General features: G+C 41.5%; 13 protein-coding genes and 1 pseudogene. 3 read left to right on the top strand and 11 right to left on the bottom strand.

The features are described 5' to 3' along the window. The first annotated feature begins 103 nt into the window (after positions 1-103). Positions 104-2,248, top strand: coding sequence for a hypothetical protein (locus DV740_RS06335; RefSeq protein WP_118087679.1), 2,145 nt, complete (start codon positions 104-106; stop codon positions 2,246-2,248). Positions 2,249-2,303: 55 nt separating this feature from the next. On the opposite strand, the pseudogene DV740_RS15340 reads toward DV740_RS06335, so the two are convergent. The 6 genes and pseudogenes from DV740_RS15340 to hisA all read right to left on the bottom strand — a co-directional run. Continuing rightward, positions 2,304-2,372: pseudogene (locus DV740_RS15340) on the bottom strand (hypothetical protein); the annotation flags it as partial. 68 nt (positions 2,373-2,440) lie between these two features. Then, positions 2,441-2,911 carry a helix-turn-helix transcriptional regulator gene (locus tag DV740_RS06340; RefSeq protein WP_330415594.1) on the bottom strand — a complete coding sequence of 157 codons (471 nt, stop codon included), beginning with the start codon at positions 2,909-2,911 and terminating at the stop codon, positions 2,441-2,443. 550 nt (positions 2,912-3,461) lie between these two features. Beyond that, entirely contained in the window at positions 3,462-4,676 is a 1,215-nt protein-coding gene (locus tag DV740_RS06345) for an LL-diaminopimelate aminotransferase (protein WP_118087680.1), read from the bottom strand. A 56-nt stretch (positions 4,677-4,732) separates the two neighbouring features. Beyond that, entirely contained in the window at positions 4,733-5,281 is a 549-nt protein-coding gene (locus tag DV740_RS06350) for an ANTAR domain-containing response regulator (RefSeq protein WP_117698948.1), read from the bottom strand. Between the two features lie 33 nt (positions 5,282-5,314). Further along, the gene (gene glnA, locus DV740_RS06355; protein WP_117841814.1) at positions 5,315-6,643 is read right to left on the bottom strand and encodes a type I glutamate--ammonia ligase; all 1,329 of its coding nucleotides are present in this window, start codon (positions 6,641-6,643) and stop codon (positions 5,315-5,317) included. 19 nt (positions 6,644-6,662) lie between these two features. Further along, a complete protein-coding gene (gene hisA / locus DV740_RS06360; protein WP_118087681.1) occupies positions 6,663-7,442 on the bottom strand; it encodes a phosphoribosylformimino-5-aminoimidazole carboxamide ribotide isomerase in 780 nt (259 codons plus the stop codon). Between the two features lie 202 nt (positions 7,443-7,644). Between hisA and guaB the strand changes: the two genes are divergently transcribed. Next, positions 7,645-9,102: an IMP dehydrogenase gene (gene guaB, locus DV740_RS06365; protein ID WP_117947682.1), complete on the top strand. Its 1,458-nt coding sequence runs from the start codon at positions 7,645-7,647 to the stop codon at positions 9,100-9,102. A gap of 125 nt (positions 9,103-9,227) precedes the next feature. Here the strand turns inward: guaB and DV740_RS06370 are convergent, their stop codons facing one another. The 3 genes from DV740_RS06370 to spoVAD form a co-directional block, all read right to left on the bottom strand. Further along, a complete protein-coding gene (locus DV740_RS06370) occupies positions 9,228-9,608 on the bottom strand; it encodes a hypothetical protein (protein WP_199534351.1) in 381 nt (126 codons plus the stop codon). 79 nt (positions 9,609-9,687) lie between these two features. Continuing rightward, positions 9,688-10,044 carry a SpoVA/SpoVAEb family sporulation membrane protein gene (locus DV740_RS06375; protein WP_118087682.1) on the bottom strand — a complete coding sequence of 119 codons (357 nt, stop codon included), beginning with the start codon at positions 10,042-10,044 and terminating at the stop codon, positions 9,688-9,690. Positions 10,045-10,114: 70 nt separating this feature from the next. Beyond that, a complete protein-coding gene (gene spoVAD, locus DV740_RS06380) occupies positions 10,115-11,128 on the bottom strand; it encodes a stage V sporulation protein AD (RefSeq protein ID WP_118087683.1) in 1,014 nt (337 codons plus the stop codon). 68 nt (positions 11,129-11,196) lie between these two features. On the opposite strand from spoVAD, the gene DV740_RS06385 reads away from it, so the two are divergent. After that, the gene (locus DV740_RS06385; protein ID WP_022244353.1) at positions 11,197-12,090 is read left to right on the top strand and encodes a hypothetical protein; all 894 of its coding nucleotides are present in this window, start codon (positions 11,197-11,199) and stop codon (positions 12,088-12,090) included. 352 nt (positions 12,091-12,442) lie between these two features. On the opposite strand, the gene DV740_RS06390 is transcribed toward DV740_RS06385, so the two are convergent. After that, entirely contained in the window at positions 12,443-12,967 is a 525-nt protein-coding gene (locus DV740_RS06390; RefSeq protein WP_022244352.1) for a SpoVA/SpoVAEb family sporulation membrane protein, read from the bottom strand. A 111-nt stretch (positions 12,968-13,078) separates the two neighbouring features. Beyond that, positions 13,079-14,140 carry an iron-containing alcohol dehydrogenase family protein gene (locus DV740_RS06395; protein ID WP_117841808.1) on the bottom strand — a complete coding sequence of 354 codons (1,062 nt, stop codon included), beginning with the start codon at positions 14,138-14,140 and terminating at the stop codon, positions 13,079-13,081. Positions 14,141-14,305 lie beyond the last annotated feature (165 nt).

Here is a 14,305-nt window from a genome sequence, read left to right on the forward strand (position 1 = left end):
TTTCATTATTTATTATAGCAAATACAGGAAACTATATGTTATAATAAATAATGACTATATTTCGTCTCATGTAAATGAGGACAAAAAACAGGAGGTGTTTCAAATGAAAACGATACATAGAAAACATAGTATCGGACGACTTGTAAGCTTTGTGCTTGCATTTAGTATGATATTTGCAATGGTACCGGCTACCGTATTTGCAGATGATACGACCCAGACTATATATATCGGGGGAAATGAATTAACGGTTAAGACAAATGAAGCATCGTATTGGAAGTATAATGAGGGGACCGGCGAAATTAAGGCATGTTCCGAGGCAGAGGCAAACGTGGTGATAAATGCAGAGACGAAACATGACCCTGCATCGGCAATCGTTGTGAACCTGCGAAATGTAAAGATTTACAGCAATAGTGGAGGTGAATCGGAAGATTGTTTTAATTCAGGTATTTACTGTCCAAATACCTTCTTGGAGCTACGGATTAACGGAGACTGCAGCATTACCGGTGCCAGATATGGAGTATATGTAAACCAGATTCGTATTACACCGTTTGATACAGCAGCTAAGCTTACCATTACAGGGGACAACAATCGTGCTTCCATAGGGACTTATTTTCCGGAGGCATGTGCCTTGTATTCGTCAGGATTAATTTGGTTTAATCCGGGTTGTGAGCATACGGATTTTTCTGTGATCTTGCGAAGTAGTACGAAAACTCTGAAGCAAGGAAAAGGAAAATTTTTTTATAACGGTTCAACAGCATCTATTCTTACCAGTCCCAATATGCTCGGCGGTAATGCGACAGAATATTTTCCTGATGAAAACAGCGACTTTAATCTTGGAGATACGAGTCAGGTGATGTATATGGAATATAAGGTTGGCTCGCGGGTGTTTGACCGTGCGGAGATTACCGGAGCAACGTTACAGTTTAATGACGGAGATGCTCCGGTATTTACGGCACAGGTTGCTGCCGGAGAAGAAGGCAAATATCTTATCGACTCTGAGCAATGGAGTGAGTTGGATGAAAACGGGAATAAGGTGAAGTGGTGTTCTTCAAATAAATATGATAATCCGCAGGATGAAAGTCAGTTGTTAAAAACCTTTGAAGCAGGAAAGACCTATTATTATTCTGTAAGAATTATACTTTCTATGATGACAGTTGACAGCTTTACAGAAAAGATGCCAGTAATTATTAACGGAGAATCCTTTCCGGTCACCAATACCCAACCAATATCAGGCGATTATTGGACTGTTTATGCTACAAATATTAAGAGCATGACGTTACCGAGCAGACAAGTGCCGGAGGACATTAAGACGATTGACGTTACGAATGCGACACTTACCTACCATGCAGGAGATGCACCAAAAGCAACCGCAGCCTTAAGTGGTGAAAATGCCACCAAGTACAAGATTGTATATGAATACTGGGCGGAAATGGAAAAACAGAGCGACGGCACTGTGGTACCGGTAAAATTCTGGTATTCGGATGCAACAAAAAATGCAAAACTGGCAGACGACCAAAAGATAACCACCTTTGAAGAAGGCAAAAACTATACGTACTGCATTAATCTGGAGGCGGTCGATGGAAACTTCTTTGCAGATGTAGATACGGGACTGACTATGACCTTAAATGGGGAAACAGTTGATGCATCCAAAATAACAGTCGATGAGGGATGTGATTCCTTATATGCTATGGAACTTAAGACCATGCAGCCGACAGTAGCACAAAGTACCTATAAGTTCCTGGAGGGAGAAAATGTTTCATGGTCGCAGGGCGGCAACGGTACATTAAGATTCCGTGTAAACGGAGAAATCAGCAAGTTTACAGGAGTAAAGGTTGACGGTACTCTGGTTTCGGCTGATAATTACACAGCACAGTCCGGTTCCACAATCATTACATTAAAGAGCAGTTACTTAAAAGACTTATCTGTCGGTACCCATAAGATAACAGTCATTTATACAGACGGCGAATGCAGTGCGGATTTTGAGATTAAACGGGCAACAGGCGGTACGACCACAGAGGCAACTACTGAAAGCGGAAAGAGTAGCTCAGAAGCAGCCACGGTCACGGTCACGGCCACGGCTACAGCTACAACGGAAAGTACGACTGCTACAAACGCACCAAAGACAGGGGATGACAGCAATCCATTGGTTTGGATAGTATTGCTGGCAGCTGCCTGTGGCGGAATGGCAGTTGTTGTAAGGTATAAATCAAAATATCTAGAAAAAAGATGTGAGCGTATTTCCAAGTGATGGATACCTTCTGGATTTCTGCTGTCTCCTTTACTTCAAAGGTTACATCACTTGCTGCCTTATATCCATATAGTGCAGATTTCTCTCTGAGCGTGTACTTTCCAACAGGAAGGCTCTCAATCATGTGAGCCTTCCTGCTGTTTCATCCTCTTCTTTCGATTCTTCAACTCTCTTCGCAAAGCTTTTCATATTCTAACTGCCAAGCTTCTGGTTCCGCCATTCATTGGCAGACATTCCTTCCTGCTTCTTAAATACACGGGAAAAATGTGCCAGATCCAGGAATCCTACTGCATCAGAAATATCCCCGATGCGAAGGGACGGATCCTCTAACAGCTTCTTGGCATGTTCAATTCGACAATGATTTAAAATATCAGAAAAACTCTGACCGGTATGACGGTTTAATAATTTACTCAAATGCCACTGGCTGACATAGGTTTTCTCTGCTACTTCACACAAGGTCAGCTTCTGATTATAATTGGATTCTATGTATTTTAGTGCATTCTTTACAATAAAACTGCTGGATGCACTTTCATGTGGCTGGGCTGCTGCATCATCCGAAGACGAAGCACCGCCGTTATTGCCGGTTGTGGCATAATTTGCATAATATTGTGGTGCTGTCGTATTAACAGGCAATTGGGAAAGAAATAAGAAAATTTTTTTCATGTCTGGATATCGAAGAACATCTGGATTTTGCACTGAAATACCGTAATTCTAAAATATCGGTTTTGCTTTTGACTATTAAAACAGTCTTTCCAATGTTTGACAAAGGCACTGTATTGTTCGTCAACTACGGATGCATGATAAGGTCTGTTAGGGGCACTTAGAATTTCGTCTGTTATCCGGCAACGCTGGCACAGGGAAGTGCCAGCGAGGCGCATTTGAACATGGATGTGAATTTGCGCCGGTTGCCGGAATGGATACTATTTATAACGAAATTCTTAGTGCCCCTTGCAGATTTTATGTTGCATCCGTAGTTGACGGACAGTGCAGTGCCCCCGTCAAAGCAACGGAAAGACAGTTTACCATCAGGCAAAACCGATATTTAAGAACTGCTGGCATTCCAGTGCATATCATCCAGATGCCCTTCGATATCCAAACTTTTTTAAATAAATATATTTTTCTTCCCAATTGCCTGTTATATCGGATGTCAAAAAGGGACAGCAATTAAAATCGCTGTCCCTTCTATATTTTCGTATATCCTTATGACACTGACTTATAATGCCTTAATTCTCTCTAATGCTGCAACTGAATTCTCATATGTTCCGAATGCTGTCAGTCTGAAGTATCCTTCTCCGCTTGGTCCGAATCCGGATCCCGGTGTTCCTACTACATTGGCATTTTCTAAGAGGTAATCAAAGAAATCCCAGGATGTCATCTGCTCCGGTGTCTTTAACCAGATATATGGTGCATTTACACCACCGAATACTTCGAAGCCTGCTTCTTTCAGACCGCTCTTAATTACGCTTGCATTTTTCATGTAATATGCAACCTGTTCTTTTAACTGTGCTTTTCCAGCTTCGGAATATACTGCTTCACCGGCACGCTGTACGATATAAGGTGCGCCGTTGAATTTGGTGCCGTGACGTCTTGCCCACATATCATGTAAAGATACGCCATTGCATTTCAAATCCTTTGGTACTACAGTATATCCAAGACGTACTCCGGTAAATCCTGCATTCTTTGAAAAGCTCTTAATCTCGATGGCACAGGTCTGTGCTCCTTCACATTCGTAAATGGTATGAGCCACATCTACTTCTGAAATGTATGCTTCATAAGCACCATCATAGATAATCAGTGCGCCTTCTTTATTGGCATAATCTACCCATTCCTGTAACTGTGCTTTGGTGATGGTTGTTCCTGTCGGGTTATTTGGCAGGCACAGATAAATTACATCCGGTGTCTCCTTCGGGAATTCCGGCACGAAATTATTTTCTCTGGTACATGGCATATAAATTACATTGCTCCACATCTGGGTATCCGGGTTATATGTACCGGTTCTTCCAGCCATAACATTGGAATCCACATATACCGGGTATACCGGGTCACATACAGCAATTCTTACATCCGGTCCGAATAATTCCTGAATATTTCCAGAATCACTCTTTGCTCCATCGGATACGAAAATTTCATCTGCTTCGATTGCACATCCTCTTGCCTGATAATCATTTTTTACAATAGCATTACGCAGGAAATCATATCCCAAATCCGGTGCATATCCATGGAAGGTTGCAGGATCTGCCATCTCATCAACTGCCTTATGTAAAGCCTCAATAATTGCCGGAGCGATTGGCTGGGTAACATCCCCGATTCCAAGACGGATGATGTTCTTATCCGGATTTGCCTGGGTAAATGCATTTACCTTTTTGGCAATGGTACTGAATAAATAGCTTCCTGGTAATTTCTGGTAGTTTTCATTAATCTGATACATAATATCTCCTTTTCTTCTCTCTAAATAATCTACTATATTTAACCTATTTTTCATACTTATGCATGCATAAGGCTCAAAATCATCTGTGCCGTCTCGATGAGTCCGGTTCCATTATCCATACTCCGTTTCTGGATATACCGATGTGCTTCTTCTTCACTCATGTTATTCCGTACCATCAGAAGTTCTTTGGCATCCTGTAACATGCGTTTTTCCTCTTCGCTCCGTACCTTCGGTTCCATACGCCGTTTCTTACGCATTCTGGTAATAGTATAAGACATGGTCTCTACCGTCTGTATCAGTTCGTGCACCTTAAGCGGCATGGAAAGGCACATAATATCAGCAACTTCGTGCTCATTGCAGATATCCGGCGAAGCAACGAGAAGCATCTGAAATGTAGCAGGAATATATTCATGCAGTTCAGTATACATCATGTCCACAAATCTTGGACTGCAGACCAATATACCTCCATCTAACGAATTCGCATACTGCAATGCCTGAGCCCCTGTTGTGACTGCTGCATCTACATGAAATCCACTGCGCACAAGTATATTTTTTATACTTTTGGCGTTTTCTATCTTAGGGAATGCAACAATAACATTAATCAAGTTCTTATCTCCTGTAGCATTTTCTTACATCAACTAAATCTTATACAGATACTCATCAATCTCCCACTGTGTCACCTGGGCTCTGTAGTCCGCCCACTCAGCCTTCTTGGCTTCTGCATATTTCTCTGTAATATGTGGTCCTAAAACCCCTTTGATATAATCATCGTGTTCGAACTCTTCGATTGCTTCCATTAAATCTCCCGGAAGTGATTCAATACCCTTTTCCACTTTCCTGGAAAGTCTCATTTCAAATACATTTTCTCTTACCTCTTCCGGCGGCATAATCTTATTTTCAATTCCATCTAAGCCTGCTGCAAGGCATACTGCCAATGCCAGATATGGATTGGCTGCCGGATCCGGACATCTTAATTCCACCCTGGTTCCTGCTCCTCTGGATGCCGGAATACGAATCAGCGGACTACGGTTCGTTGCAGACCATGCAATGTAAATCGGTGCTTCATAGCCCGGAACCAGTCTCTTATAAGAATTTATCAGTGGGTTGGTGATAGCGGACATACCTTTCATATGTTTCATTATTCCGCCAATGAAATAATATGCTTCTTTGCTCAAACCAAGTTCACCGGATGGGTCATCAAATATATTTTTTCCATTCCGGGAAAGTGACATATTAATATGCATGCCGGAACCGTTGATTCCATATTTTGGCTTTGGCATAAAGCTTGCAAATAAGCCATGACGCTTTGCAATGGTCTTAACTGCCAGTTTAAAAGTCATAATCTTATCGGCTGTTGCCAATGCTTCATCATAACGGAAATCAATTTCATGCTGTGCCGGTGCTACTTCATGATGGGATGCCTCGATTTCAAATCCCATATCCTCTAAGGTCAGCACCATATCACGTCTTGCATTTTCACCTAAGTCTACCGGTCCTAAGTCAAAGTATCCTGCTTTCTCATGGGAAATGGTTGTGGGCTGACCATTGTCATCGGTATGGAATAAGAAAAATTCACACTCTGGTCCTACATCAAAGGTATAGCCCATCTTTGCTGCACGCGTAATCTCTTTCCGCAATACGTATCTTGGGTCGCCTTCGAAAGGTGTTCCGTCTGCACAATAAACGTCACAGATAATTCTTGCAACTTTTCCCTGCTGTGGTCTCCATGGGAAAATAGTAAATGTGTCTAAATCCGGGTAGAGATACATATCGGACTCCTCAATCCGGACAAAGCCTTCTATGGATGAACCGTCAAACATACACTGATTATTCAGTGCCTTCTCTAACTGACTTCGTGTGATTGCCACATTTTTTAAGGTTCCAAACATATCCGTAAACTGAAGCCGGATAAATTCCACATCTTCTTCATCTGCCATACGGATAATATCCTGTTTTGTATACTTCATACTGCCGCTCTCCTTTTCCTTATACTTGATTTATATACTGCAGAACCTCTTTATATGCCATTCTGCCGCCAAACAGGTCTAATGCACTGCCTATCGTCACATTAAGCCTGCCTTTTCCATGTTCTTTTAACTGCTTTAAATCTTCAAAACTGCCGACTCCTCCGGCATATGTAATTGGAATTCTGCCCCAGTCTCCCAATATTTCTACCAGTGGGACTTCAATGCCGGATGCTTTTCCCTCTACATCTACTGCATGTACTAAAAATTCATCCGCATATTCCTTTAATTTATCTAATAACTCCGGCGTGATTTTCTCTTCGGTAAATTTCTGCCAGCGGTCTGTCACTATATAGTAGTCGCCATCTTTTTTCCGGCAGCTCAAATCCAGAACCAGATGCTCTTTTCCTACTGCTGCAAGAATTTTTTCCAGATTATTATAATTTACTTTTCCATCCTTAAATACATAGGATGTCACAATTACATGACTGGCTCCTGCCTCAATAAATTCTTTCGCATTCTCTGCATGAATGCCGCCGCCAACCTGCATACCGCCCGGATAGGTGTGAAGTGCAAGCAGTGCCTGACGTTTCGTTTCTTTATAATAAGAACTGTCTGCCGGATTCAGCAGAATGATATGTCCGCCACAAATCTTATCTTTTTTATAAAATTCTGCAAAATAAGCGGCATCCTGTTCCGCCACAAAATTCTCTTTTGCCTGATTTCCTTCATCCTTAAGACTTCCGCCCACAATCTGCTTGACCTTGCCATTATGGATGTCTATGCACGGTCGAAATTCCATCCTTTTTCCCCCTCTGTTTGAAAAAAGGACAACGTTCACCCTTGGTTGACCCCGTTGTCCGTCTAAAAGAATAACATATTTTTGTATAAAATGGAATAGTTGTTTTAACAATTGACAGTATATTATTTTTTTGCTAGAATTGAGAAATTAAAGGCTTTATTATATTACACACTTTTTAATAAGAAAGAGAGGAAACGAGAAAATGGGTAAAATTATCGGTGAAGGAATTACATTTGATGATGTTTTGCTGGTTCCTGCATATTCGGAAGTTACTCCTAATATGATTGATCTTACCACTTACCTGACTAAGAAAATCAAATTGAACATTCCAATGATGAGTGCTGGAATGGACACAGTAACTGAACATCGCATGGCAATAGCTATGGCAAGACAGGGTGGTATCGGAATCATCCACAAAAACATGTCTATCGAGGCTCAGGCGGAGGAAGTGGACAAGGTAAAACGTTCCGAAAATGGAGTTATCACAGACCCATTTTTCTTATCCCCAGATCATACATTAGCTGACGCAGAAGATTTAATGCACAACTTCCGCATTTCCGGAGTTCCTATTACAGAAAACGGAAAATTAGTCGGCATCATCACCAATCGCGATTTAAAATTCGAAACAGATTATACAAAGAAAATTAAAGAAAGCATGACTTCCGAAGGTCTTATTACTGCTCCGGAAGGAATCACATTAGATGAAGCGAAAAAAATTCTCGCTAAGGCAAGAAAAGAAAAGCTTCCAATTGTTGATAAAGATTTTCACTTAAAAGGTCTTATCACTATCAAAGATATTGAAAAACAGATTAAATATCCATTATCCGCAAAGGATGACCAGGGCAGACTGCTTTGTGGCGCTGCTGTTGGTATTACTGCTAACATGATGGACCGTATCGATGCACTGGTAAAATCCCATGTCGATGTAATCGTTGTAGATTCCGCACATGGACATTCCTTAAATATCTTAAATGCAGTTAAGAAAATCAAAGCTGCTTATCCTGACCTTCAGGTTATCGCTGGTAATGTAGCAACCGGCGAAGCAACCAAAGCCTTAATCGAAGCTGGTGCTGATGCTGTTAAAGTTGGTATCGGACCTGGTTCTATCTGTACTACCCGTGTGGTTGCAGGTATTGGTGTTCCACAGATTACCGCTGTCATGGATGCCTTTGCAGTTGCAAAAGAATATGGTATTCCAATCATTGCTGATGGTGGTATCAAGTACTCCGGAGACATGACCAAGGCTTTAGCTGCCGGTGGTAATGTATGTATGATGGGAAGTATGTTCGCAGGTTGTGACGAAGCTCCTGGAACCTTCGAATTATATCAGGGAAGAAAATACAAAGTTTACCGTGGTATGGGTTCTCTTGCAGCTATGGAAAACGGAAGCAAAGACCGTTACTTCCAGGAAGGTGCTAAGAAGCTTGTTCCGGAAGGTGTTGAAGGACGTGTGGCTTACAAGGGAAGTCTTGAAGATACCGTATTCCAGTTAATCGGTGGTATCCGTTCCGGTATGGGTTACTGCGGATGTCCTACTATTCCTGAATTACAGGAAAGAGGCCGTTTCGTTAAGATTACTGCTGCTTCCTTAAAAGAAAGTCATCCACATGACATCCACATTACAAAAGAAGCACCAAACTACAGTATTGATGACAAATAAATTTTTCACCAAGAGAAACAATTTTATATGAGCCATCGTGGTACTCATATTATACAAAACAGGATTGAAAACTTTTCATTGAGTTTTCAATCCTGTTTTTGGCATTTAAAAATCTTTATTCAAAACTATCTTACTGTTTTTGCATTATTACCATTTCCATCGGTTCCGGTTGTCGCATCATCCACAGCATCTTTAATTCCGGTTCCGGCATCATCTACTGCATCATCTACACCATCTACAATATCTTCTGCGCCATCTACTACTCCATCTGTCACATCATTTACCACACCGTCGCCATTATCTCCATTGTTTGTGGTATTGTCACGATTATTCTTGTCATTTGTGTTATTCTTATTGTCTGTGTCATTCTTATTGGTAGTATTGTTACTTCCTGCTCCGTTTTCCGTGGTATTTTCTTCATTTCCATTCCTATTACCACAGGCTGCCATGCTGCCAAAGAGGCACACTACCATCATGGTCAACACCAGTTTTCTTAATTTCTTCATGTTCAATATCTCCTTTTTATTGATTTCAAGTTTATTGTTTCCAACCTATCCTTTTCTATGCATCTTCTGTGCGGATTTTCTACTTTCTCATCTTTGGTTCAAATATCAGGGATGCCAGATAGGCAAATACCAATGCAGCAGAGATTCCTACCGCCGTTGCCGTAAATCCACCCATGAAGGTTCCGATAAATCCATTGGTATCAACTGCTTCCTTAATTCCCTTAAACAGCGTATTGCCAAAGCCTAACAATGGCACCGATGCTCCCGCTCCTGCAAATTCCACGAAAGGCGGATATACACCGATTGCTCCCAAAACAGCTCCGGAACATACCAATAGCACCATAATCCGTCCCGGCTGCATTTTCGTCTTTTCCATTAAAATCTGGCAGAGGGCACATATCAGGCCTCCTACCCAGAATGCATTCACATAATCCATGTGTTCTTTTCCTTTCTTCCATCATTCTTATCAAAACTATTATTACTTTTTATTATCTACCAGGCTTTTGTTACGGCACATACTCAAGCATTACTCCATGGGCAATTCCCGGTACATTTTTCCCTTCGTTATAACTTACTGTGGAAAGCAATGCTCCGGTTGGCACAAATAACACCTTTTTCCATTCCCCTGAAATAATCTTCGGAAGATAATAGGCAGATAAAACAGAAGCACTGCAGCCACAGCCACTTCCGCCAGCATCCGTATCCTGTTCTTTTGCATCAAAAATTTCGATTCCGCAATCTGAATGATTGTTCTCGATGTCATAGCCCTTTTTCTTTAGCAAATCAAATAGGATTTCCTGTCCGACAGTTCCTAAATCCCCTGTTATAATACGGTCATATTCTTCCGGCTTGCTTCCAAAATCCATAAAATGTGCTGCTATGGTATCTGCTGCTGCCGGAGCCATCGCTGCTCCCATATTTAAGGAATCATGAATTCCATAGTCCACAATTTTTCCGGTGGTGATTCCACTGATTTTTACATGAGTCCGTTGGGTGGACAATACATAGGCACCACTTCCGGTAACCGTCCAGGTAGCCGACATGGGACGCTGATTCCCATATTCCAACGGAAATCGGAACTGTTTCTCCGCGCTGGCAAAATGACTGGATGTAATCGTCAGGACATTTTCTGCAAATCCTGCCGCCACGCACATTGCTCCAAGTGACATGGATTCCCCTGCCGTAGAGCAGGCTCCATACACACCAAACAGCGGAATTTCAAAGTCGAGAAGTCCAAAGGATGTTGCTATAGTCTGACCCAACAGGTCTCCTGCAAAAATATAACGGATTTCTTTCGGCACAAGCCCTGCTTTTCCCAATGCCAGGGTTGCTGCTTCCTTCTGCAAGGTACTTTCTGCTTCCTCCCATGACTCACATCCAAATTTGTCATCATTTCCAATCACATCAAAATACTCTCCCAGTGGTCCTTCTCCTTCTTTCTTTCCGACCACTGATGCCGAATTTAAAATAAAAGGAGTCTTCGCAAAGCGAAGACTCTGTTTTCCCTTTACCTCAGACATGTCATCACTCCTTTTTGTGATTAGCATGTCCAGGTTCTGGCATTTTATGTATTTTTCAGAAATTTTTCATGTTTCTTTTCTTTACTTCTATCTACGGTTATGCTGTAATAAATCCATGGCAGCAATTAATTTCAACATTTTTCAATATTTCCATTGAACTTTTTGAGAAAGGAGAAACTGACATCTATAATAAACTATTATCTCATTATAAGAATCTTACGGAGCAAATCTCTGCCATTCAGGATGAACTTTCCACTCTGCCACCCGGCACTCTTTATTGTACCCACAATGGCAACTATACCAAGTGGTATCATCAACTTCTATCCCAACAGTTTTATATTCCCAAGAAAGAGAAAAATTTTGCTCAAGTCATGGCCCGGAAAAAATATTTAGAACTAAAACTGCAGTCCCTCTCTTTTGAGCGACAGACAATCCGCACCTGTATTGACACCCTTGCCTCACATCCTTCTAAAATTGAAACTCTTTTTCAAGAATCTTCTCCCTATTGTGAATTATTTCACACTGTCCTCCAACCCATTTCCACAGAATTAAATCAATGGATGAATGCTGATTTTGAATACAATATCAAATACCCGGAACAACGGATTCACAAATCTGCTTCCGGTCTGATGGTCCGTTCCAAATCAGAAGCACTGATTGCAACACTGCTCTCACATAACCGTATTCCTTTTCGTTATGAATGTGCACTGTGTTTAGGCGAAACTACCCTGCACCCTGATTTCACGCTTCGTCATCCTAAAACAGGAGCATTTTATTACTGGGAGCATTTTGGTCTGATGGATTTTCCTTCTTATCGAAAGAATGTCTTTTCCAAGCTTCAGCTTTACACCGCACATAACATTATCCCATCCATTCAATTAATTACTACTTATGAAACAAGTGAGCATCCCTTTGATTCTGCTTATGCCGAGCAATTAATTCATTACTATTTTGGGGATTAGCGGGAAGCTGACTTTGTGAATTTGTTTTTCTTCTCCTTTTGGGCAAAACTCTCTTGTTTCTCAACGATTTTGCCCAATTTACCGCGGGACACGGCTCCTCTTCCTTGATAAAGTCTTGCTTTTCTACTTCTTTTGGGCAAAACACTCTTATTTCACAATGATTTTGCCCAATCTACCACCGAACACGGCTCCTCTTCCTTGGTGAAGTCTCTCTTTTCTACTTCTTTTGGGCAAAATTCTCTTGTTTCACAATGATTTTGCCCAATCTGCCTCCGGGCACGGCTGGGGTCGCTGACACAACTTTGTTTCACTGCTGTATCTGATTTTCAACTGTGGCTCACACCCTTCCCATCTACTTCGCTATCAGCTGATATATCCAGTATATGACCCCAAGTAGCCAGCTTGTAAAGATTCCATAAAGGATTACCGGCCCTGCAATGGTAAAAATTTTGCAACCAATCCCAAAGACCTGACCTTCCTTTTTGAATTCGATGGCAGGAGCCGCCACTGAATTGGCAAATCCGGTAATTGGAACGAGGGCTCCTGCCCCGCCAAATTTTGCAATTGATGGATAAATATTAAGACCGGTAAGAATTACGCTCATGAGGACAAGGATCATACTGCACCAGCCGCCGGAAGTATCTTTATCCAGTCCTGCGTTCTGTGCAATATTTAAAATCACCTGGCCAATACAACAAATAATTCCGCCGGTCACAAATGCTTTTAACATTTTCAGGGCAAGATTATGCGTTGGTGTTACCTGCTTTACATATTCGTTATATGCCTGGTTTCTTTCCGCAACATCCTGCTCCTGTACTGTTTTATTCAGATTTTCATTTTTTTGCCGCATATCTTTTTCTGATTCACTTTTTGCCATGCTAAAACCTTCCTAAATAATATAATATTTTTCTCTTAGTATGGCAAAAATTGTTTCTTTTATACATACACCGGTAGCTTCTTACGGATGCCCGGCAGTTCCTTATGAATGTCAGTCAACCAATATACGATTTAAGATTTCATCTTCTCTCACCAGACGCTTTGCTTCTTCCCGGTATTTTTCTTCGTGAAGGTAAGTATGACGGAATGGTTTAATAGACGGTGCCAAATCAATTGCCGCAAGGAAATCGCTCTTTTTCATCTGAAGTGTTGCTGCAAAATCAAAAAATCCGGTCTCTTCCAATACGGTCTGTACCCGCACATATCTGTGATTGTGCACCTTGCTCATGATATAGGTTGCAATACCGACCTGAATACCGTGTAACTGTGGCACTTCCAATAATTTGTCCAGTGCATGCGAAATCAGGTGCTCGCTTCCACTGGTCGGTGCGCTGCTTCCGGCAATTTCATTGGCAATTCCGCTCATGGCTAGAGAATCCACCAGTTCTTTTAAAAACAATTCATCCTTTATGCTCTGATATGGAGTCCGGACAAAACTGTTCACCGCTTTCTTCGCTATCATAACCGCAAAATCATTTACCGTGGAGTAACCACATTTTTCCTCATAAATCCAGTCATATAATGCTGTGATTTTTGAAATCATATCTCCGATACCGGAATAAATAAATTTCTCTGGTGCCGTGCGGATAATCTGCGTATCCACCACAATGCCATAAGCCAGTTTTGCCGGAACCGAAGTTCTCTTACCGTGCACCAAAAGGGATGCACTGGCACTGGAAAATCCATCACTGGAACTGGAGGTCGGAACGCTGATAAACGGAATGTTTCTTAAAAATGCGGCATATTTTCCAGCATCGATTACTTTTCCGCCACCAATTGAAATAACTGCCTGCGTTTTATTCGGCATGGAAAATGCAAGCGTTATAATATCATCGATATCAACGGTATCCAGTTCGCTATACTCCAACACTGTAATTTCTTCTTTTTTCAGTGATTCCATTACAGTCTCACCAAACATATCAATCAAACCATTTCCAAGAAAAATGACTACCTGCTTTAAGCCTTCTCCCTTTAAATAACTTCCCAGTTGATTTAACGTGCCATTTCCGACTTTCAGAATTGCCGGAACTGAAATTGCTTTTCCTGTCTGCATATTTATTTCTCCTCTTTTCTATCTCAACTTCTTAGATTTCTCAAACTTTTGAAATACTCTGACTCTTATTATATGTATTCTATGCCATAATATCAAGCTCGTCCTGCAGAACCTGTCACTGGCAGCTTCTTACGGATTCTTTGCGAAAAAAACGGCAGCCAGAAA

The organism is Roseburia sp. AF02-12 (assembly GCF_003461765.1).
In the GTDB taxonomy this organism is placed as follows: domain Bacteria; phylum Bacillota; class Clostridia; order Lachnospirales; family Lachnospiraceae; genus Roseburia_C; species Roseburia_C amylophila.